Genomic DNA, 22,015 nt, shown 5'->3' on the forward strand with positions numbered 1-22,015 from the left:
TATGGTTTTTAATAATGAAGAATCGTTGATTATTATATCTCAGGAGAAAATCTCCATTGATATCTTTTTTGAAAATTTAGAGAAAGCGTATCCCAAGTTAAAAAATGAGAATCTGGTTATAGATTTATTGGGATTTACCAAGCTTACACCTTATAATGTTCTGGCATTTTTAGAGATTTCTAAAAAGCATCGAAAGAACGGAAAATCATTTGTACTAGTTTCTGAGAAGGTTTCTTACAATGATGTGCCTGAAGAAATTAGTTTAGTGCCTACGCTTCAAGAAGCACGTGATATAGTCGAAATGGAGGAAATAGAGCGTGATTTGGGTATTTAATTACTAAAGTAGCTTTTTTCGACACCTAGTAGCTATCTAGTTCCATTTTATTAAAAAACAGATAGTACTGCAATGAAATAGGTTGTTGAGCGATTTAAAATTTATTAGTATCATATATTTATGCGTCTGACCATACTAGGCTGTTATGCTGCAACTCCCAGGACATTAACCAACCCAACTGCTCAAGTTTTAGAAATAAATGGTCATATTATTCTAATTGATTGTGGAGAAGGTACCCAGGTAGAGTTACGAAGGCGTAAAATAAAGTTTTCAAGAATTAATCATATTTTTATTTCTCACCTTCACGGAGATCATTTTTTCGGACTCCCAGGGTTGATATCAACCATGCGCTTGTTGGGGCGGGAAAAAGAATTACATGTTTATGGTCCAAAAGGCATTAAAGAAGCGATAACCCTTCTTTTGAAATTAGGAGATTCTTGGACCAATTATCCTTTATTATTTCATGAACTAGCAAGTAAAGAACCAGAACTAGTATTTGAGGACAAAAAAATTTCTGTAACGACTATTCCCTTAGATCATCGAATTTATACTAATGGTTTTTTGTTCAAGGAGAAAGAGGGTAAAAGAAAACTGAATATTGATGCTGCTCAGAACTACGGAATTGATAAAGCTTATTATCAAAATATTAAAAATGGAAAGGATATTACTTTAGACAACGGTGAAACGATACTGAACAAAGAATTGACTTTTGATCCTCCTAAACCAAAATCATATGCATTTTGTAGTGATACGGTATATGACACAAATTTATCAGAACAATTAAAAGGAGTAGATGTTCTTTATCATGAATCTACTTTTTTAGAATCAGAGGCAGAATTGGCTACGAAAACAAAGCATTCTACTGCATTACAAGCTGCTAAAATAGCTAAAGCTGCAAATGTAAAAACCTTAGTATTAGGTCATTACTCTACTCGCTATAAATCTATTGAGCTTTTCAAGGAAGAAGCCACCACTATTTTTTCTAACGTTTTGCTTGCTGACGATGGTCGTGCATTTGATTTTTAGTGCTTTTTAATCTGATTTAATGGCACATATTTTCCTTTCTTTTTAGAACTTTGTTTATCTTGTTTTTAACCTGAAAATGATGCAGAAAGATTTAAGTAATTATAGAAAATCGTACGAGAAAAGTGCTTTGATGGAAGATAGTATTTCTGACAATCCTCTACAGCTCTTTCAAACTTGGTTTTATGAAGTTGAAAAGTCAGATAGTGTTGATGAACCTAACGCTATGACAGTTTCAACAGTGGGTCTAGATGGTTTTCCTAAAAGTAGAGTAGTACTACTTAAAAAGTATACCTATGAAGGTTTTATCTTTTATACTAATTATAATAGTGAGAAGGGTTTGGCGATTGCAGAAAATCCAAAAATATGTATTTCCTTTTTTTGGCCATATTTAGAGCGACAGATTATTATTAAAGGAACAGCAGAGAAATTAGCGAAAAATCTTTCTGACGGCTATTTCGAATCACGGCCAGATGGTAGTAAATTAGGTGCTTTGGTGTCTGACCAAAGTACTGTAATTGAAAGTAGAACGGTATTGGACGCTAGACTAACTCAGCTAGAGAAAGAATATAGTGGCAAGGAAATAGAGCGACCAGAGCATTGGGGTGGTTACCTTGTTAGACCGGTGTCAATGGAGTTTTGGCAAGGAAGATCAAATAGGTTGCATGATCGTATTCGGTATACGTTAACAGATGATTTTGATTGGAAAATGGAGCGATTGGCACCTTAATTATACAAAGACTAAATGAAGAATTTGTTTTTAATGCGCCATGGTAAATCTTCTTGGGAACTAAATGTTAGTGATCAAGATAGGGCTTTGTTGCAGAAAGGTATTACAGATGCCCAATTAGTAGCTACAGAATTTGCAAGTAAAAATTTGAAAATAGACTATGTTTATTCTAGTCCTGCAAATAGGGCATTACATACAAGTATGATTTTTTTAAGAACATTAAATTATCCATTAAAACACTTTTCTGTTGTTTCAGATTTATATGATTTTTCAGGCGATAAGGTTATCGATTTTATAAAGAGCTTAGATGATTCATTAGATAATGTCCTCATTTTTGGGCATAATCACGCATTCACATATATTGTAAATGCATTTGGAAACAAGCATATTGACAATGTGCCTACTAGTGGGTTCGTTCAGTTACAGTTTAAAGAAAATTCATGGTCCAGTATTACACAGGGCTCAACAATAATAACCATTTTTCCAAAGCAATTAAAAGCATGGTAAAAAATAATAACCAGTACGTAAATAGAGAAATTAGTTGGCTTTGGTTCAACGAACGCGTATTGCAAGAAAGTGCTGATAAGAACGTGCCATTAATTGAAAGACTTCGATTTTTAGGAATTTTCTCCAATAATTTAGATGAATTCTTTAAAGTTCGATATGCCACTGTAAAACGTATTGTTGAAGCCGGAAGAAATGGTAAGAGTGCTTTAGGTGGAGAGAAAGCTAAAGATTTACTAGAGGAAATCACAAATATTGTAATTGATCAACAAACAAAGAGTTTAGTGATTCTTAAAAAAATAGAGCATGAACTAGAGGGTAAGAACATTTTTATTTTAAAGGAAACTGAATTAAACGAAAGTCAGAGAGAATTTGCGAAAGACTATTTCTTAAAAGAGGTAAGTCCGCAATTAATGACAATCATTTTAAATGAGCTAACGAGGTTTCCAACACTTAAAGATACTGCTGCCTACCTGGCAATTAAAATGGTTATAAAAAGTGACCATAGTAAAAAGGAAAAACGGTATGCATTAATTGAGATTCCTAAAGGTATTGACCGTTTTGTGGTACTACCAGATGAAGACGATAAAAGCTTTATCATTATTCTAGATGATTTAATTAGATATTGTTTAGATAACATTTTTACCATGTTCGAGTACGAATCGATTTCGGCTCATATGATTAAGATTACAAGAGATGCAGAACTTGACATGGATAATGATTTAAGTAAGAGTTTTATCGAGAAGATATCTTCTAGTGTAGAGGATAGAAAAATTGGTGATCCGGTTCGTTTTGTATATGATAAAAGTATAGGTGGAGATACTTTGACTTTTCTTAAGGAAAAAATGAACATCGAAGATACCGATAGTGTTATTCCAGGCGGTAGATATCATAATCGTAGAGATTACATGGGCTTTCCTAGTTTGGGTAGAAAAGATTTGTTGTATGAAAAAATCACTCCATTACCTGTAAAAGGGTTGAGTATTGAAGGTAGTATTTTAGAGAGTATCGCTAAAAAAGATTACTTGCAATACACACCGTACCATACATTCACGTATATCTTGAAATTTTTACGTGAGGCAGCGTTAGACCCAAAGGTTCGTTCGATTAAGATTACGGTTTATAGATTGGCAAGTAATTCTCAAGTAGCGGCCTCACTAATAAATGCGGTTAAAAACGGAAAACAAGTTACAGTGCAAATTGAGCTTCAAGCACGTTTCGATGAAGAGGCTAATATTGAATATGCCGAACAGCTTCAGGCCGAGGGGGTTAAGTTGATTTTTGGAGTTCCGGGTTTAAAAGTGCATAGTAAGATTTGCTTAATAGAACGAGAAGAAGGAGATGTAATAAAACGCTACGGATTCATAAGTACAGGTAATTTCAATGAATCAACAGCAAGAATTTATACTGATTATACCTTATTTACAGCCCATGATCCAATCTTAAAAGAGTTGAACAAGGTATTCGACTTTTTTGAAACCACTTATAAGATTAATAAATATAAACACCTTATCGTTTCACCGCATTACACTAAAAATGCATTTATGAAATTGATAGATGTAGAGATAGCAAATGCCATTTTAGGTAAAGAAGCTTATATTAAAATAAAGATGAACAGTTTTACGTCGTATAAGATGGTTGATAAACTGTATGAAGCGAGTAGAGCGGGGGTAAAAATCCAGTTAATTATAAGGGGTATATGTTGTTTAGTTCCAGGTATTAAGGGTATGAGCGAAAACATTGAGGCGATTAGTATTGTCGATAAGTTTTTGGAACACACTAGGATTTTTGCTTTTGCGAATGGAGGTAATTCTAAAGTTTATATATCTTCTGCCGATTGGATGACAAGAAATTTAGATTACAGAGTTGAAGTTGGATGTCCTATCTATGATGAGGATATCAAAAAAGAAGTGATGGATACTTTTGAGATATGTTGGAGTGATAATATGAAAGCTCGAGTGTTTACCGAAAAACAGGATAATGCCTACCGAAAAACGACACGGCCAAAGGTAAGGTCACAATTTGTAACCTATGATTATTACGCAAAGAATTTGAAAAAAGGCTGATTTAAAGGTTAACCGTGTATAGATTCTTTAGTGCCTAAATCTTTCATAATTTTTGCTTCGTATTCTAAGAGGTTATTCCATTTTTGGTTGACTTCTTCCAATTCTCCATATTTTCGAGCAAATTTTAAAAACATAGTATAATGGCCGGCTTCACTTATCATTAATTTATGATAAAAGTCGGCTAATTTTCTGTCTTCCAATTCTTCAGAGAGCAGTCTAAAACGTTCGCAGCTGCGCGCTTCAATTAGTCCGGCATATAATAATCTATGAACCAGCTGAGTGGTTCGACTACCACCTTTTGGGAAGAACTTAAGCAATTCGATTACGTAATCATCCTTACGATCTCTTCCTAAGGTATTTCCACGTTTTAGAATAAGGTCGTGTACCATTTTAAAATGACCCATTTCTTCCCGAGACAAAGCGACCATTTCCTCTACTAATTCAGTATATTCAGGAAAAGATACAATTAAAGATATAGCAGTACTTGCAGCTTTTTGCTCGCAATAGGCATGATCAGTTAATATCTCATCAATATTTTTTTGTACAATATTTACCCATCTTGGGTCAGTAGGAAGTTTTAAGCCTAGCATAGTATTCTTTTATTCAAAATTAGAAAGATTTTATAGACTTCACCAATTATAATCAACCTGCTTTGACAACTAACTAATTAATAATAATTATTTTTGAAGTAAAGTCAATCTTAGATAATAAAAATGCACAATCAAGAACAAATTCAAAATATCTTAATCAAATATGGAGCGCCAGAAAGTTTGGCTTGGTTAAAGGAGAAAATCAGTAAGATGGCAGAAAGTAAATCTTCTAAAGATTTATTTATGACCTATAGCCTCTTAAATGTGAAATTTGATTCTTTGAAGCCTATTTCTTTTGAAAATGTAGTTGATGATTGTTCCGTCTATTTCAAGGCACACAGTGCAAATTTGCTTCAAGTAGCTAGAATATATCTTTTGTCTGCAGTTATTGGTCAAGATGAGGAATTTTATTCACCTAAAGTTGCAAATATTATTCAAGTGGCCGATACAGGTGAGCTAGAAACTTTTTTAAAATACTTAGTTCTATTGCCCAACCCTGCGGCGTATAAGCAAACTGCTGTTGAAGCGCTACGAACTAATATTGCAATTATTTTTGATGCAATATCATTAAACAATCCGTATCCTGCAAAATACTTTAATGATCAGCAATGGAATCAAATGTATTTAAAGGCGGCATTTATGGAACGTGATCTTTTACTAATAGAGTCTGTAGATGAACGAGCCAACGCAGACCTCACAAGAATTATTTCAGATTATGCTCATGAACGTTGGGCGGCATCAAGAAAAATAGACCCTATTTTTTGGAGGCCCGTATCAAAATTTCTAAATAAAGAACTTTTGAAAGATATGAATAGGCTACTAAGTAGTGAAGATTCGATTGAAAATAAAGCAGGTGCGTTGTGTTGTTATCACTCAGGTAATGAAAAAGCAAATGCCCTTTTAAATAGTTTCCCAGAATTACGACATAGGGTTACTAATGGACAAATAAATTGGAATACGCTTAAACAATAATAGTATGGATGAAAAAATGATGATTATTGACCCGCATGTACACATGTCGTCAAGAACAACAGATGATTATGAAGCAATGGCTGCTGCGGGAGTGGTGGCAATTATAGAGCCTTCTTTTTGGTTAGGTCAACCTAGAACCCAAGTAGGTTCTTTTCAAGATTATTATAGCAGCCTTGTTGGTTGGGAGCCATTTAGAGCTAGCCAATTCGGCATTAAACATTATTGTACAATAGGTCTTAATTCAAAAGAGGCAAATAATGAAGCACTTGCAGAACAAGTAATTGAATTATTGCCATTGTATGTTCATAAGGAGAATGTAGTTGCTATAGGAGAGATAGGATATGACGATCAAACGCCAGCCGAAGACAAGTTCTTTAGAATGCAACTAGAAATGGCTAAAGAATTAGATATGACCGTTCAAGTTCATACACCGCACCGCGATAAAAGAGCAGGTACGATTAAGAGTATGGAGGTTTGTTTGGAACATGGCTTGGATCCAGCAAATGTAATTATTGATCATAACAATGAAGAAACGGTAAAGGATGTTCTTGATCGTGGTTTCATTGCCGCATTTACTATTTACCCTAAAACAAAAATGGGTAATGAACGAATGGTTGAGGTTGTTAGAAAATATGGTAGCTCAAATATCATTGTTGATAGTTCTGCAGACTGGGGTGTAAGTGATCCATTAGCAGTGCCTAAAACTGCTTCCTTAATGTTGAAAAGAGGTATTTCTATTGAAGATGTAAGAAAGACTTGCTACCAAAACGCTTTAGATGCCTTCAGTAAAAATGGTAAAATGAAAGAGGCACATTGGTTACAGCCAGATAGTATAAATCAATCGCAGCTATTTAATGACAATAGTGTTTTAAGAGGGCAAACTCCAAGAATCGACGAGGACCAAATTACTTAAAATGAAAGAAAAGTTAATGGGTTTTGCTCGTTTGGCAAGACCCGCAAATTTGCCAACTGCTGCTGCAGATATATTGGCTGGTGTTGCAATTACTCTTTTTCTTGAGCATATTGAGGTTCTTAGTTTTTTAAAGGGAAATTCAATTAGTGTTATAGTATTGGTTTTTTCATCAATAGCCTTATATGCTGGGGGGGTTGTTTTTAATGATGTTTTTGATGCAGAGTTAGATGCTATTGAACGTCCAGAGAGGGCAATACCAAGTGGTTTGATTCCTAAACGTGAAGCGGTATATTTTGGAATCATACTGATGGCGTTAGGAATTGGTTTGGCATTTTTTTGCAATATGTTAGCAGGTGTTATTTCTGTTTTACTAACTATTGCTATTTTGACTTATGATGCCTATTTTAAACAATTCGGGTTTTCGGGCCCCTTGAATATGGGTATCTGCAGAGGATTGAATCTGCTTTTGGGGATGTCGATAGTTTCAGAAATCTCAAATTGGTATATAGCGCTTGTACCAGTAATTTACATTTTTGCCATTACATTAATTAGCAGAGGGGAAGTACATGGTAACAATAAGAAACACATTGTTTGGGCTGGTGTTTTGTATGCAATAGTTATTGTAACATTAACGTTTATTGTAATACAACAGACAGATGAAGTTTTAGTGTTAACTCCATTTTTACTTTTGTTCAGCTTTTTAATTTTTTCACCCTTATTTAAAGCGTACAAAGAAAATTCGCCGAAAAATATTAAAAAAGCTGTTATTTCTGGCGTATTATCACTTGTGGTTATGAACGCTTGTTGGGTCGCCGGTTTTTCTAGTTGGTACCTAGCATTGGCAGTTCTTTTATTGTTACCAATATCTATGCTGTTGTCTAAATTATTTGCCGTAACCTAAATTTAATATGCAATTACAACCTATAAAACAGTCATTTAAAGTTCAATATGATTATCAATTGTATTTCACTTCAGGGCTTTTTGCTTTAGAGAATCCGCTATTCAAAAAATTAATTTCTGACTACAAAGAATTCGAAGCAGTGAAACTTCTGTTCGTTTTAGATGAAGGTGTAAAAAATCATCATCCGAAATTAATTCAACAAATAAAATCGTACTGTGAAAGTAATGAGGATAATTTAAAGTATACAGATACCATAGTTCTTCAGGGCGGTGAGCAAGTTAAAAATAGTGATTCGGCTATTGATTCGGTTTTAAAAGCTGTGAATGAGAATAAAATATGTAGACATTCATTTGTAGTTGTTATAGGTGGTGGCGCAGTAATAGATATGGTTGGCTATGCTGCCGCTATTGCACATAGAGGTGTTAAGCTAATACGAATTCCAACCACGGTTTTGTCGCAAAATGATTCGGCTGTTGGAGTCAAGAATAGTGTGAATGCGTTTAAGAAAAAGAATTTTTTAGGAACATTCGCTCCGCCATATGCTATAATTAATGATAGTGATTTTTTAGAAACCTTAGAGCAACGCGATTGGATTTCTGGTATTTCAGAAGCCATTAAAGTAGCCTTAATAAAGGATGAAGAGTTTTTTCAATATATCGCTGATCATTCCATTGCTTTAAAACAAAGGGAAATGAAGCCAATGCAGTATGTAATTTACAAATGTGCGGCAATGCATATGCATCATATTGCCCAAGGTGGTGACCCTTTCGAGTCAGGTTCATCTAGACCTTTAGACTTTGGTCATTGGGCGGCCCATAAAATGGAGTTCATAACTAACTATGAATTAAGACATGGTGAAGCGGTAGCGAAAGGTATTGCTCTTGATGTTACCTATGCTCAATTAATTGGTTTAATTACTGAAAGTGATTTGCAACATATCTTGGATGTAATGGTTGCAATTGGTTTTGATCTCTCACTACCAGTGAGTACAACTAATGAAATCGAATCATTGTTAAATGGAATAGAGGAGTTTAGAGAGCATTTGGGTGGCCAATTGACAATTACCCTTATTTCGGGTCTAGGAATCAAACATGACGTACATACAATTGATATAAAGGTTATGAAAGATGCCATTGCAAAGTTGAATCATCAATTCGCATTAAATTAAAACCAATGCAGCTTCAAGAAAAACTACACTTAACTTATTGCACCAATATTCATCCTGGTCAAGATTGGAAAAGTACATTTGAAAGTATTCAAAAACACGTTCCGGGTATAAAAAAAGAGGTTTCATCGAACCAGGCTTTTGGTCTAGGTCTTCGTTTGTCAAATAAGGCAAGCGAAGAATTAGAACATGGCTCGAACATGTCCGATTTTAAAAATTGGTTGGCAGATAATAATCTTTATGTGTTTACCATGAACGGATTTCCTTATGGAAATTTTCATAATGAACGAGTTAAGGATATGGTGCATGCGCCAGATTGGACTACTAATGATAGGCTTTCATATACCAAACGCTTATTTCGACAACTTTCAGAATTATTGCCAAAAGGATTAAATGGCGGTATTTCAACATCTCCTATTACGTATAAATATTGGCATAAAAGTAAAGAGGAAACTGAAAAAGCATTTGAAGTAGGTGCAAAGCATATGCTTCAAGTTGCTTATCAATTGTTCGAATTAGAAAATACTACCGGAAAATATATGCATTTGGATATTGAACCGGAACCAGATGGACTATTAGAGAATAGTGATGAGGTTTTATATTTTTATTCAAAATACTTAGTGCCGTTAGGGGTTAAATTTTTTGAGAATAAGTTGGGTTTAGGGGCATTAGAGGCTGAAGCGCTTGTTAAGAAATATATAACTGTTTGTTATGATATTTGCCACTTTTCACTGGCCTTTGAAGAACCTGTAGAGACGTTTGCAAAGTTTGAAGAGCAAAATATTCGAGTAGGAAAAATTCAAGTTAGTGCTGCATTAAAAATTGTATTCAATGGTACAAATGATGAACTAATATGGGGGGAGCTATCTCAATTTAATGAACCCACCTATCTGCATCAGGTTACCGAAAAGATTGACGGTGTGGTTAAAACGTTTAGTGATCTTCCTTTGGTTTTAAAAAACAAGGGGTCTCATCAAGAACTTCGTGCTCATTATCATGTACCCATTTTTTTAGAAAAGTATGGGGCTTTATTTTCCACCCAAGACCATATTTTAAAAACGATTGAGTATATAAAATCAAATCCTGTTTCTGAACATTTAGAAATTGAAACATATACGTGGGATGTGCTTCCGACAGATTTAAAACAAGATTTGTCTGTATCTATTATCCGCGAAATTGAATGGTTAAAATCACACTTGTAAAATGAGAAAGACAGTTGTTATTAATGTAGTAGGGTTGACCAAACGATTAATAGGAGAACATACTCCATTCATTAAGTCTTTTTTAGAGAAAGGTAGAACATCATATATAGAACCTATTTTACCTGCAGTTACATGCGCTGTCCAGTCTACTTATGTAACTGGTAAATGGCCTGCAGAACATGGTATTGTAGGTAATGGTTGGTATTTTAAAGATGAATGCGAAGTTAAATTTTGGCGGCAGTCTAACAAATTGGTGCAACAGCCAAAACTTTGGGATGATTTAAAAGAGAGATACCCGAATTTTACTTGTGCAAATCATTTTTGGTGGTATAATATGTATTCTAATGTTGATTACAGCATTACCCCAAGACCGAATTATTTGGCTGATGGGAGAAAAATTCCAGATGTTTATTCGTATCCGGCCAAGTTACGAGATGAAATGCAAGATGCTTTAGGTACTTTTCCATTGTTTGAATTTTGGGGACCTAAAACAACTATAAATTCTTCAAAATGGATTGCTGATGCAGCACTTTTGACTGATAAGAAACATAATCCTGATCTTACACTTATTTACTTACCACATTTAGATTATAATCTACAGCGTTATGGTCTTGACTTTAGTATTATTTCTAAAGACCTATCGGAAATAGATGAAGTTGTAAAAGATTTGGTGAACCATTATGAAGCTTTAGATGCTCGGATAATACTGCTTTCTGAATACGGAATTACAAATGTAAATAGGCCTATTCATTTGAACAGAATATTACGAAGAGAAGGTTATATCGCCATAAGGGAAGAACGTGGTCTAGAACTTTTAGATGCTGGAGAAAGTGATGCTTTTGCTGTAGCAGACCATCAAATCGCTCATATATATTGTAAAAATTCTAGTACTATAGGAAAACTTGTAAAGTTGCTTCAGTCGGTTGAAGGTGTAGAAAAAGTGCTATTTGGTGAAGACTTGAAAAAGTATCATATTAATCATGAGCGATGTGGTGATATTGTGGTAGTAGCTGATAAAGATTCGTGGTTCACGTATTACTTTTGGTTAGACGATGCCAAAGCGCCAGATTATGCTAGAATGGTTGATATTCATAAGAAACCAGGTTATGATCCTGTTGAAATGTTGACCGACCCAAAAGATAAATTGGTAATGGCTAAAGTCGTCGGTAAGTTATTGAAGAAGAAACTTGGCTTTAGAACGGTGATGAATATTATTCCGATTGATGCAACTTTAATTAAAGGTTCTCATGGCCGTTTGACAGAAGATAAAGAAGATTATCCTATTTTCATAAGTAACCGAGTTAGTAGTGAAAATGAAAATGTAATTAATGCAATACAAGTACGTGATCTTATAGAAGATCACCTGTTAAACTAATTCCTTATGAATCTATTATTTAAGACGCTAGGTTACCTATTTACGCTTTTATTTATTACGGGCGCAATCTTACAATATAATGACCCAGATGCTTTAGTGTGGGTTATTATTTATGCCATAGCGGCATTGGTTTCATTGGGTTTTGCTTTAAATAAAATTAGATTTGTAATACCGCTAGTTATAGGATTACTCGCGTTTGCTGGTTTTTTATATCAATATCCTTCCGATTTTCAAGGATTTGATTTAAATGATGGTGATATTACTACTGTAGAATTGGGTAGAGAGGCATTCGGTCTATTAATAATTTCAATAGTGATGCTCGTATTTAGTTTTCGTGTAAAAAGAAAGTTATAAGTCTAAATCGAATTCTGTTCTTAGCAAATCGATTACTGGATTTTTCTCCCTAAGTTTTTCGTATTTTTCTTCTGGGGTAAAAGCGAATTTTTTAGCTGTTGCTTCATTCACACTAATGATCAATTGAATGAAATGATTATTCAATTTAGCTCGTAAATACTCCATAAGCTCGAACTGTTCACGCTCAATTTCCTTTTTCATAGTTCCGTTAGGAAGCTCAATATGAATATTAAAATCTTCTTTTAATTTAGGAATGTCAGTATTTAAATTCGAAGCAAGAATTTTTTGACCTTTTTGGTCTATGCTTTCAACAAATTCGGCCCAATGTTTACGCAATTCTTCTTCAGTGAAAGAATTTTTTGGTAAGTTGTCTTCGTCAATAACAACTTCGATTTTATTTAACTCATGCTGTTTTTTCGCATTAAGACTAGAAATAGATAGTCCAGAAACACGTTTATGGGGTAAATTGATTTTAATTTTATTCTGAGCAAGTTCTTCAGTGATTTTTTTTGGTTTTTCTGCAGTCAGAGGTGTTTCTTCAGACTTAGCCTTATCTAAGGAAGGCTCTATGGTTGTAGTTGAGACAGGTTTAGAAATTTCTGCACTCTTTTTCTCAATAGGGGTAGGGGTCTGATTAGTAGTTTCGGCTACCAGATTTTTTTGTGGAGGCTTCGGTAATTGCTTGTAAAAAGCAGAGGGGGCAATAAAATCTATTGTTTTATTATGAAGAGCTACTGATTCAGGATTTTTTTTTTCTCCATCAAAATCGATAGAGGCAAGTTTCATAAGCGTTAGTTCAACTAACAGGCGTTGATTTTTACTTGTTTTGTATTTTAAATCACAATCATTGGCAATATCTAGACCGCTTAATAAGAAAGAGGTTGAGGTTTTTTTGCTTTGATCTCTGTATAACTGTTGGGCCGCTTCACCTACTTCTAATAAAGTTATCGTGTCAGGATGCTGGCATACCATTAAATCCCTAAAATGAGATGCTAGTCCAGATATGAAATGGTGTCCGTCAAACCCCAGCGCTAAAGTTTTATTAAAAAGCAAAAGTAAATTTGGAATGTTATGTTCCAGTATTAAATCTGTAGCTTCAAAATATGTATCATAGTCTAAAACATTAAGATTTTCGGTGACTGCTTTTCGTGTAAGTTCAGCCCCAGAAAAACTAACCACTCTATCGAAAATAGATAAGGCATCTCGCATTGCCCCATCAGCCTTTTGGGCTATAATGTGTAGAGCATCTTCTTCTGCATTAATACCTTGGTTTTCTGCAATATATTTTAAATATTCTGCAGCATCTTTAACTGTAATTCTCTTGAAATCAAATATTTGACATCTAGAAAGTATAGTGGGTATTATCTTATGCTTTTCTGTCGTGGCAAGTATAAAAATAGCGTGTTTAGGAGGTTCTTCTAATGTTTTAAGAAAAGCATTAAAAGCAGATTGAGATAACATATGCACCTCATCTATAATATAAACTTTGTATTTGCCTACTTGTGGTGGTATCCGTACTTGATCTATAAGATTTCGTATGTCGTCAACAGAGTTATTAGATGCGGCATCAAGTTCAAAAATGTTGAATGCAAAATCTTCGTCTTTCTGTTCGGTACCATCAGAATTTATCTGTTTTGCCAAAATACGGGCACAAGTAGTTTTACCTACACCTCTTGGGCCGCAGAAAAGTAGTGCTTGTGCTAAATGATTTTGGTCAATTGCATTTTGTAGTGTATTGGTAATAGCTTGTTGTCCCACAACATCCTTAAAGGTCTGTGGTCTATACTTACGTGCCGATACGATAAATGGTTCCAAAATACTACTACGTTTTATGCTTTTACAAATATAAATATAGCGGTGAATACTAAAGTGAATTAAGAATAGAGATCATCCTTAGTTATCAACAATTACAGTACATTTGCGCAAAGCAGGCCACCTTATCGCGGATTCTCCCGAAGCTTCGGGTAGAATACGAGGAAAGTCCGGACACCATAGTGCAGTATAGCGGGTAACGCCCGTCCGCTGAAAAGTGAGGACAAGTGCAACAGAAAGCAAGTACAGTTCGGCTGTAGTGAAACCAGGTAAACTCTATACGGTGAAACGTCATGTAAATCGGTGTTTAAGGGCTGCACGCTCAAGCCGAAGGGTAGGCGGTTAGAGCCTTGGGGTAACCCTTGGCCTAGATAAATGATAAGGAATTCTGAATTTTTCAGTATACAGAATCCGGCTTATGGCCTGCTTTTTTTAATTATCTGAGAGTTTTTGAAATTTATCTTTCAAAAAAGCTAAATACACTACCACCGTATTTTCGAGAGTTTTTGTAATGAGGTAAATCAGCTAAGCTGGTGCGATTAGAATGCTCAATAATTAGAACTCCGCCTTCTAATAAGAGTTCATTTTCAAAAACTAATTGCGGTAATTTTTCAAAATCGGAAAGTTCCATATCATAGAAAGGGTCAGCAAATATAATATCGAATTGTTCTTTATTACGTTGTAAAAAAGTAAAAACATCGCCTTTTAAAGTACGAATGTTCATATCTAAAAGCGACACTGTTTTATCGATGAATTCTATACAGCCTGAGTGAGCATCAATAGCAAGAACATTATTTACCCCTCTTGATGAGAATTCATAACTGATATTACCCGTACCTGCAAAAAGGTCTAAAACCTTTAAATCTGGAAAATAATAACTGTTATTCAATATGTTGAATAAGCTTTCTTTGGCCATATCTTTCGTGGGCCTAACAGGTAGTTTCTTTGGGGCCTGTAAATTTCGTCCTTTATGTTTTCCTGAAATGATGCGCATTTAAATGGTATTGATTAGAGTAAAGTCAACCGATGTAGTTTCAGGCTCACCTAATTTTATTAATTGGGGTGAAGACGGGGCAAATATGCTTATATTCTGAATATAGGAAAAGCATAACTGAAATATAGGGTCATCTTCCTCAATGGATCCAAAAAGTTTTACACTTGCAGTTTTAGGGTCTAATTCAAGCTGTTCCAAAACAAATAGCAGGTAATAAGCAAAGTCTTCCTTTGTTGAATAAAGAAAGCTATTGTAGAGTAGTAATTTACGTTGGTCAAGAACAGTTATGTCTAACTGACTCTTGCTAACATGAACATAGCATATAGTTTCTTGATTTTGCGTCTGGTTATTCATTAATGACTGCAAAAGAACTGTTCCGTTGTGCATATAAGTGAACTCCCCAAAAAGCTCATAAATGTAATTGTTGATATTCATGTATGGTACATACACATTAACCAATTCATGGTTTTCGACTATATCGTACGAAAGTACATCTGTACCTAAAACCTTGGTATTGAATTTAAGATATTCAAAAAGATGATCTGCGTTGAATAATGATTTTGGGACTAGACCAAATAAGGTATTTTGATGAACAACTACTACTTCATCAAATTCCATGTTATTAAGCTGATGCACTTGAAAAAGTTTTTTCAATTCATCTAAAACCAGCATAGGATTTTTTTCTTCCACAAAATCGACACTATCGGAAAGGAGTAATTTTTGTACAACAGTATCTGCTACACAAAAAGAAAGTCCATTCAAGCTAACCTGAATGGACAATTTCTTAAAATTTTTATCCGCTATATCTAAACGGTTATTGATCGTTTTTCTTGTCATAGATAGGAGGCCAGTTACCACTGGTACTTACTTCGTCTAAAGAACCAACTCTAATTGATGGTCCGTTAACTTCTTCAACACTTAAAGCAGAGTTTTCACGTGCCATTAAGTCTTTTGGTTGATCATAAAGAATTACATTTTTATCAACCTTAGCTTCAAATACAGGAGCTCTATATCCACTTTTCTCAACGAAAGCCGATTTCATAACGAACTTTTCGCCATTTGCTGCGGTAGGTACATCCATTAAAGTCTTGTATCTTGAATCTTTTTTGAAAAGAGAATCTTTTACAGAAACGAAACCTAATGTATCAATGATTTTTACTTCTTTTAATAAATCGATACCATATGCTTTATCGAACTCCATAAAAGATGAATCTCTTTGTTGAGTAATTACATATTTACCAGTATCTATAAAACTAATAAGACTATTAAAGTCATTCGCGTATTTTCCATTTACAGTTTTGTAGGCATCCTGAGAATTTCGAATGTCCTTTAATTTAGCTATAACTTGAGCATAACGCTCTTGTTTAACTTCTTTAAAATTAATTGGTCCAGTGATGGAGTTATAAATTAGGTATCCTAAAGCGATACACCCAACCCAAAGTACAATTTGTATAATGGTCTTCATTTTGTATGTGTTATTTTAATTTAGTGGTCTTCACAAATCTACAATTTTTTTTTAATCGTAAAAGTTTTTGGACTAAAAATCATCTTTATCTTTGAGGGCTCATGAAATCAATAACTCCCGCATCATTTTATAGTCTACTGGAAACTAAATTTCCACATACACCAACTGCCACACAATCAGTCGCTTTGCAAAAATTAGCAGCGTTTACATTGTCTTCAATAAAAGATGAAGTTTTTTTGTTAAAAGGTTATGCTGGTACAGGAAAAACTACTTTAATAGGCACTTTAGTGAACAGTCTTTGGAAAGTTCAGAAGAAAGCTGTGCTTATGGCGCCAACTGGTAGGGCTGCAAAAGTAATGTCGAATTACTCAAATACCCAGGCATTCACCATCCACCGAAAAATATATTTCCCAAAAAAACAAAGTGGGGGCGGAGTACAATTCGTATTAGCACCGAACAAGCATAGAGATACATTGTTTATAGTAGATGAGGCATCAATGATACCAGATACAGCAGCAGATTCTAAACTGTTTGAAAATGGTTCGTTATTAGATGACTTAATGATGTTCGTTTATTCTGGCCATAAGTGTAAGTTACTATTGATAGGAGATACAGCACAATTGCCTCCGGTACATTTAGTATTGAGTCCGGCGCTAGATGCTGATAAACTTTCATTGAATTATAACAAGGAAGTAATACAGTTAGAATTAGATGAAGTAGTAAGACAAGCTGGTGATTCGGGTATTTTAGCCAATGCAACCTTATTAAGGGAACAATTGCAAGGTAATTTCTTCGATGATTTTAAATTTGATGTAAACCCTTTTACAGATATAGTTAGATTAATTGATGGTAATGAAATACAAGAAGCCATCGATAGTTCTTATTCAGAGAACGGGAAAGAAGAAACAGCTTTTATAGTAAGGTCAAATAAAAGAGCGAATCTATACAATCAAAACATACGAGAAAGAATATTGTTCTTAGAAAATGATATAGCTGTTGGCGATTTCATGATGGTTGTCAAGAATAATTATTATTGGCTTAAACCAAGTTCTGAAGCTGGTTTTATTGCCAATGGGGATATCATTGAAATTTTAGAAATTTTTGATATTAAGGAAATCTACACCTTTAAATTCGCAGAGGTAAAAGTGAAAATGGTAGATTACCCAAATATGGCTCCTTTCGAAACAGTATTATTATTAGATACTATTGCGGCAGAGTCACCTTCATTATCGTATGAAGATGGTAATAGACTTTACCAAGAAGTTATGAAAGATTTTACTCATGAAACTTCTAAGTATAAAAAATTTTTAGGAGTAAAGAACAATAAATATTTTAACGGACTTCAAGTTAAATTTTCTTATGCTATAACCTGTCATAAATCGCAAGGGGGGCAATGGAATACGGTTTTCGTCGAGCAGCCCTACCTGCCAAATGGTATTGATAAAGAATATTTGCGATGGTTATATACAGCTGTAACAAGGGCAAAAAACAAATTGTACCTTATCGGCTTTAAAGACGATTTTTTTCTTGAATAAGAAAAGATTATTTTAGTGATTATGGATATGGGAAATTACTATATCCAATATAGAGGTAAGCATGACAACCGAAACAATTTTAAGTATATTTTTAGGAATAGGATTAGCCGCTTCAGTAGGTTTTAGGGTATTTTTACCCTTATTTGCATTGAGCTTAGCATCATATTTTGGAGTTTGGGACTTAAACGAAAACTGGCAGTGGATTGGTAGTTTGGTGGCAGTTCTTACTTTAGGCGTAGCCACGTTATTAGAAATATTCGCTTATTTTATTCCTTGGTTCGACAATTTGTTAGACAGTATTGCTGTACCCTTAGCGGCTATAGCAGGTACTGCAGTAATGGTCTCTACAGTTGCCGATTTAGATCCCGTAATAATATGGTCATTAGCAATAATTGCTGGTGGTGGAACAGCAACAGCAATTAAAGGAGCTGGAGCAACTGGTAGATTGGCATCAACTGCAACAACTGGTGGTTTGGCAAATCCTGTCTATGCATCAATCGAAACAGGAACTGCAGTGGTAGTAACAGCAGCATCTATTTTTGCGCCGATTTTAGCAGCTTTTCTCGTAATAATAATATTGGTAATAATTTTTAGGATTTATAGAAGCATACGTCCAAGAACAAAAACATAAAATAAATTTAGTTGAAAATAATAGCAATGATTCCTGCCCGGTATGCGGCATCGAGATTTCCTGCAAAATTAATGCAAGATTTGGCTGGTAAACCGGTCATTTTACGAACCTACCAAGCTGCAATACAAACCAAATTATTCGATGAGGTTTATGTAGTAACCGATAGTGATATTATATATGATACCATAGTTAAAGAAGGTGGTTTGGCTATAATGAGTAAAACAGAGCATGATTGCGGTAGTGATCGAATTGCCGAAGCAGTAATGCAAATGGATGTTGATATTATAGTAAATGTACAGGGTGATGAGCCTTTTACGGATCGTGAAAGTTTAGAAGGAGTATTAAAGGTATTTGAAAGTGATATTAACAAAGAAATCGATTTAGCCTCTCTAATGGTTAAGATAACTGATGAAGAGGAGATTAATAATCCAAATACGGTTAAGGTAATTGTTGATAATAGAAATTTCGCATTATATTTCTCAAGATCACCAATTCCTTATCCTAGAGCCAAAGACGCAAACACAACGTATTTTAAGCATAAGGGAATTTATGCATTTAGAAAAAGTGCTTTGATGGATTTTCAACGGTTACCAATGTTGCAATTAGAAGCAACCGAAAAAATTGAAGCTATACGTTATTTAGAATATGGGAAGAAGATTAAAATGGTAGAAACCCATGTTCAAGGAATTGAAATAGATACACCAGAAGATTTAAAGAAAGCACAGGCCGCATGGAAATAAATTTTGATGGAATTAATGTTATTGGGTTCGATGCCGATGATACGCTTTGGGTTAATGAAACTTATTTTAGGGACACCGAAAATAAGTTTGCAGATTTATTAGAAAAATACGAGACCAAGAATAAAATTGACCAAGAGCTATTTAGGACAGAGATAAAAAATCTCGACTTGTATGGCTATGGCATAAAAGGTTTTATGTTATCTATGATAGAATGCGCCTTAGATTTATCAAATAATGAGGTTTCCTCAAAAACCATAGGTGCCTTGTTAGATTTGGGAAAAGAGATGATTTCACAACCTGTAGAATTATTAAATGGCGTAGAAGAGGTTTTGAGGAGTTTGAAAGATAAGTATCGACTAATAGTTTTAACTAAAGGTGATCTCTTGGATCAAGAACGTAAATTGGAGAGATCCGGACTTTCTGAATATTTTCATCATGTTGAAGTGCTGAGTGATAAAAAGGAAAAAAATTATAGTGATTTGCTTGAGCATTTGCAAATAGCGCCGAGTGAGTTTTTAATGATAGGTAATTCTTTAAAATCTGATGTATTGCCTTTGGTGGAAATTGGAGCACGTGCCATACATGTGCCTTTTCATACTACTTGGGAGCATGAAGAGGTAAAAGATCCAATAGAGAATAACGGGTACATGACAATTTCTACCTTGACCGATATTCTTGAATATGTTTAATAAAAATGGAAGTAAAAAAAGAAATGGCATTGAAGAATATACCAACTAAAGTTTCACAGGAATATCGAAATTTTCCAATGGTACCTAGAGTAGTTTATGGTAAAGGAAGTTTTAATACTCTTGGTGATATTTTAATGCCAAAACGGAAGCATTCAGAAGCTCCAATGATATATTTGGTAGATGATGTTTTTGAAGGTAGTGAGCTTATTAATCGAATTCCAAGTATATTTTGTGATCAAATCATTTTAATTTCAGCGGAAGAAGAGCCCAAAACAAATCAGGTTGATGCTTTGGTTAGCATGATCAGAGAGAAGTTTACTGAATTACCTTCAGGTATTATTGGTATAGGTGGTGGTACTTTATTAGACCTAGCTAAGGCAGTTGCTATAATGCTAACTAATAAGGGAAGTGCTTCAGAATATCAAGGTTGGGACCTGGTACATAAGAAATCAATTTACCATGTCGGCATACCTACTATTAGTGGTACGGGTGCTGAAGTTTCTAGAACAACGGTACTTTTGGGACCAGAAAAAAAATTAGGAATCAATTCAGATTTTACCACATTCGACCAAGTTTTATTAGATCCAGAATTAACAAAGGGAGTGCCAAAAGAACAATGGTTTTATACAGGGATGGATTGTTTTATTCATTGTATAGAATCACTAAATGGAACATTTTTAAATGCCTTCAGTAAAAGTTATGGAGAGAAATCTTTAGAGCTTTGTAAAGAAGTATTTCTTGAGGATATATCAGGGTCTGAAAGTAGAGAAAAGCTTATGATGGCATCTTGGCATGGCGGCATGAGTATAGCCTATTCTCAAGTAGGAGTAGCCCATGCAATGAGTTATGGTTTAGGATATGTTTTAGGAATTAAACACGGTATAGGTAATTGCCTTGTTTTTCAATATCTCGAAGAATTTTACCCGCAGGGTGTAGTGTTATTTAATAAAATGCTTACAAAGCATGAAATTGTATTACCAACAGGTATTTGTTCTAAATTGTCTGAATCTGAAATGGATACAATGATTTGTGTAGCCATGGGTATGGAGCCATTATGGGAAAATGCCTTAGGAGAAAATTGGAGGTCTTTAATAACGGCCAAGAAACTAAAAGCTATTTACCAAAAGATATAATCACGTATAGACGTAGTCTTCAATAACTCTACAAAGGAATTCTAATAGTACATAGGTGCAATAACAATATGCAAAAATTAGCAAAATTTATTTATTTCAAAATTCTAGGATGGAAACTCAATGGAGAATTTCCTTCTCATTTAAATAAATTCGTAGCTATCGTGGTACCACATACAAGTTGGTGGGATTTTGTTTTAGGCCTATTAGTACGCAAAGTTTGGGATGAAGAAATCAATTATATAGGTAAGAAAAGCCTTTTTGATTCACCCTTTGGTTGGTTTTTTAAATGGACAGGTGGTGCCGCTATTGATCGCTCTAAAACTAATGATACGGTGAAAGCTACTGCACAAATTTTTAACGAACGAGAGAAGTTCAGATTGGCTTTATCTCCTGAAGGCACAAGAAAAAAAGTAGATAAATGGAAGACCGGATTTTATTTTATTGCAAAAACGGCAAATGTTCCCATTGTGATGGTGGCCTTTGATTATGGTAAAAAAGAAATTAAAATATCTGAACCGATAATACCTACAGAAAATCAAATAGCAGATTTTGAAAAGTACCATGCTTTTTATGATGGGGTAGAGGGTCTATACCGCTAGAATTCACTAGTTAACTTCAATAATAAATTTTACGATACCTCTAAACGTATATTATATTAAAAATCGATAAATAAGCGTTTTTTTTAACATTCATATTAAAACCAATAGTCAATCTTCTCATAAGTAGGGTAAATTATGGTCGATTAGTTTAGTTGTTGAATGCATTAAAGTTTAAAGAGAAATTTTTAAAAAAAAATAGAATTTTTATAATTGGGAGAAGATCCGATTTTGGGAAGCGGACCTTGATTATTTAAAAATGATTTATTTTACTATTCTTCGATAGAATTA

The 22,015-nt window shown here is 34.3% G+C and carries 23 protein-coding genes and 1 other RNA gene; 19 read left to right on the forward strand and 5 right to left on the reverse strand.

What is annotated here, in order from left to right; genetic code table 11:
• The first annotated feature begins 1 nt into the window (after position 1).
• The 5 genes from B5X55_RS10770 (at position 2) to ppk1 (ending at position 4,657) form a co-directional block, all read left to right on the forward strand.
• A complete protein-coding gene (locus B5X55_RS10770) occupies positions 2–334 on the forward strand; it encodes a ribonuclease Z (RefSeq protein WP_079512632.1) in 333 nt (110 codons plus the stop codon).
• Positions 335–454: 120 nt separating this feature from the next.
• Positions 455–1,360 (forward strand): ribonuclease Z, encoded by a 906-nt coding sequence (locus B5X55_RS10775; RefSeq protein WP_079512633.1) that lies wholly within the window; start codon positions 455–457, stop codon positions 1,358–1,360.
• 79 nt (positions 1,361–1,439) lie between these two features.
• Positions 1,440–2,087, forward strand: a complete 648-nt coding sequence (gene pdxH, locus B5X55_RS10780; RefSeq protein ID WP_079512784.1) for a pyridoxamine 5'-phosphate oxidase — start codon at positions 1,440–1,442, stop codon at positions 2,085–2,087.
• Positions 2,088–2,102: 15 nt separating this feature from the next.
• Positions 2,103–2,594: a SixA phosphatase family protein gene (locus tag B5X55_RS10785; protein ID WP_079512634.1), complete on the forward strand. Its 492-nt coding sequence runs from the start codon at positions 2,103–2,105 to the stop codon at positions 2,592–2,594.
• Positions 2,588–4,657, forward strand: a complete 2,070-nt coding sequence (gene ppk1 / locus B5X55_RS10790) for a polyphosphate kinase 1 (RefSeq protein WP_079512635.1) — start codon at positions 2,588–2,590, stop codon at positions 4,655–4,657. Before B5X55_RS10785 ends, ppk1 begins: the two co-directional genes overlap by 7 nt.
• Positions 4,658–4,665: 8 nt before the next feature.
• Here ppk1 and miaE read toward each other — a convergent pair whose 3' ends face one another.
• Entirely contained in the window at positions 4,666–5,247 is a 582-nt protein-coding gene (miaE, locus tag B5X55_RS10795; RefSeq protein WP_079512636.1) for a MiaE family protein, read from the reverse strand.
• Positions 5,248–5,370: 123 nt separating this feature from the next.
• Here miaE and B5X55_RS10800 point away from each other — a divergent pair, with 123 nt between their 5' ends.
• The 7 genes from B5X55_RS10800 to B5X55_RS10830 are packed head-to-tail and all read left to right on the forward strand — an operon-like array spanning position 5,371 to position 12,129.
• Positions 5,371–6,219: an EboA domain-containing protein gene (locus B5X55_RS10800; RefSeq protein ID WP_143814464.1), complete on the forward strand. Its 849-nt coding sequence runs from the start codon at positions 5,371–5,373 to the stop codon at positions 6,217–6,219.
• Positions 6,220–6,223: 4 nt separating this feature from the next.
• Positions 6,224–7,132, forward strand: coding sequence for a TatD family hydrolase (locus B5X55_RS10805; protein WP_079512638.1), 909 nt, complete (start codon positions 6,224–6,226; stop codon positions 7,130–7,132).
• A 1-nt stretch (position 7,133) separates the two neighbouring features.
• Complete coding sequence (gene eboC, locus B5X55_RS10810) at positions 7,134–8,033, forward strand: UbiA-like protein EboC (RefSeq protein ID WP_079512639.1); 900 nt, start codon at positions 7,134–7,136, stop codon at positions 8,031–8,033.
• Between the two features lie 7 nt (positions 8,034–8,040).
• Positions 8,041–9,201, forward strand: coding sequence for a 3-dehydroquinate synthase (locus B5X55_RS10815; protein WP_079512640.1), 1,161 nt, complete (start codon positions 8,041–8,043; stop codon positions 9,199–9,201).
• 5 nt (positions 9,202–9,206) lie between these two features.
• Entirely contained in the window at positions 9,207–10,400 is a 1,194-nt protein-coding gene (gene eboE, locus B5X55_RS10820) for a metabolite traffic protein EboE (protein WP_079512641.1), read from the forward strand.
• 1 nt (position 10,401) lies between these two features.
• On the forward strand, positions 10,402–11,775 hold the full coding sequence (locus B5X55_RS10825) for an alkaline phosphatase family protein (RefSeq protein WP_079512642.1): 1,374 nt from the start codon (positions 10,402–10,404) through the stop codon (positions 11,773–11,775).
• 6 nt (positions 11,776–11,781) lie between these two features.
• Positions 11,782–12,129: a transmembrane 220 family protein gene (locus tag B5X55_RS10830; protein WP_079512643.1), complete on the forward strand. Its 348-nt coding sequence runs from the start codon at positions 11,782–11,784 to the stop codon at positions 12,127–12,129.
• On the opposite strand, the gene B5X55_RS10835 is transcribed toward B5X55_RS10830, so the two are convergent.
• Positions 12,124–13,944, reverse strand: a complete 1,821-nt coding sequence (locus B5X55_RS10835) for a DNA polymerase III subunit gamma/tau (RefSeq protein ID WP_079512644.1) — start codon at positions 13,942–13,944, stop codon at positions 12,124–12,126. The two genes, B5X55_RS10830 and B5X55_RS10835, sit on opposite strands and share 6 nt — an antisense overlap.
• A 109-nt stretch (positions 13,945–14,053) precedes the next feature.
• On the opposite strand from B5X55_RS10835, the gene rnpB reads away from it, so the two are divergent.
• Positions 14,054–14,375, forward strand: an RNA gene (rnpB, locus tag B5X55_RS10840) — RNase P RNA component class A.
• 23 nt (positions 14,376–14,398) lie between these two features.
• On the opposite strand, the gene B5X55_RS10845 is transcribed toward rnpB, so the two are convergent.
• From B5X55_RS10845 to B5X55_RS10855, 3 genes are read right to left on the reverse strand one after another with little or no spacing between them, the layout of a single operon-like run.
• Positions 14,399–14,935: an RsmD family RNA methyltransferase gene (locus B5X55_RS10845; protein ID WP_079512645.1), complete on the reverse strand. Its 537-nt coding sequence runs from the start codon at positions 14,933–14,935 to the stop codon at positions 14,399–14,401.
• Entirely contained in the window at positions 14,936–15,772 is an 837-nt protein-coding gene (locus B5X55_RS10850; RefSeq protein WP_079512646.1) for a DUF3822 family protein, read from the reverse strand.
• Entirely contained in the window at positions 15,750–16,400 is a 651-nt protein-coding gene (locus B5X55_RS10855) for a hypothetical protein (RefSeq protein WP_079512647.1), read from the reverse strand. Before B5X55_RS10855 ends, B5X55_RS10850 begins: the two co-directional genes overlap by 23 nt.
• Before the next feature lie 101 nt (positions 16,401–16,501).
• On the opposite strand from B5X55_RS10855, the gene B5X55_RS10860 reads away from it, so the two are divergent.
• The 6 genes from B5X55_RS10860 (at position 16,502) to B5X55_RS10885 (ending at position 21,727) form a co-directional block, all read left to right on the forward strand.
• On the forward strand, positions 16,502–17,935 hold the full coding sequence (locus B5X55_RS10860; protein WP_079512648.1) for an ATP-dependent DNA helicase: 1,434 nt from the start codon (positions 16,502–16,504) through the stop codon (positions 17,933–17,935).
• 61 nt (positions 17,936–17,996) lie between these two features.
• Entirely contained in the window at positions 17,997–18,566 is a 570-nt protein-coding gene (locus tag B5X55_RS10865) for a DUF4126 domain-containing protein (RefSeq protein WP_079512649.1), read from the forward strand.
• 26 nt (positions 18,567–18,592) lie between these two features.
• Entirely contained in the window at positions 18,593–19,306 is a 714-nt protein-coding gene (gene kdsB, locus B5X55_RS10870) for a 3-deoxy-manno-octulosonate cytidylyltransferase (RefSeq protein WP_200811609.1), read from the forward strand.
• Positions 19,297–19,995 (forward strand): HAD family hydrolase, encoded by a 699-nt coding sequence (locus B5X55_RS10875; protein WP_079512651.1) that lies wholly within the window; start codon positions 19,297–19,299, stop codon positions 19,993–19,995. Before kdsB ends, B5X55_RS10875 begins: the two co-directional genes overlap by 10 nt.
• Positions 19,996–20,000: 5 nt before the next feature.
• Complete coding sequence (locus B5X55_RS10880; RefSeq protein ID WP_079512652.1) at positions 20,001–21,128, forward strand: iron-containing alcohol dehydrogenase family protein; 1,128 nt, start codon at positions 20,001–20,003, stop codon at positions 21,126–21,128.
• Between the two features lie 68 nt (positions 21,129–21,196).
• Complete coding sequence (locus B5X55_RS10885; protein WP_079512653.1) at positions 21,197–21,727, forward strand: 1-acyl-sn-glycerol-3-phosphate acyltransferase; 531 nt, start codon at positions 21,197–21,199, stop codon at positions 21,725–21,727.
• Positions 21,728–22,015: the final 288 nt, after the last annotated feature.

This window comes from Maribacter arcticus, from assembly GCF_900167935.1.
GTDB classification, from domain to species: domain Bacteria; phylum Bacteroidota; class Bacteroidia; order Flavobacteriales; family Flavobacteriaceae; genus Maribacter; species Maribacter arcticus.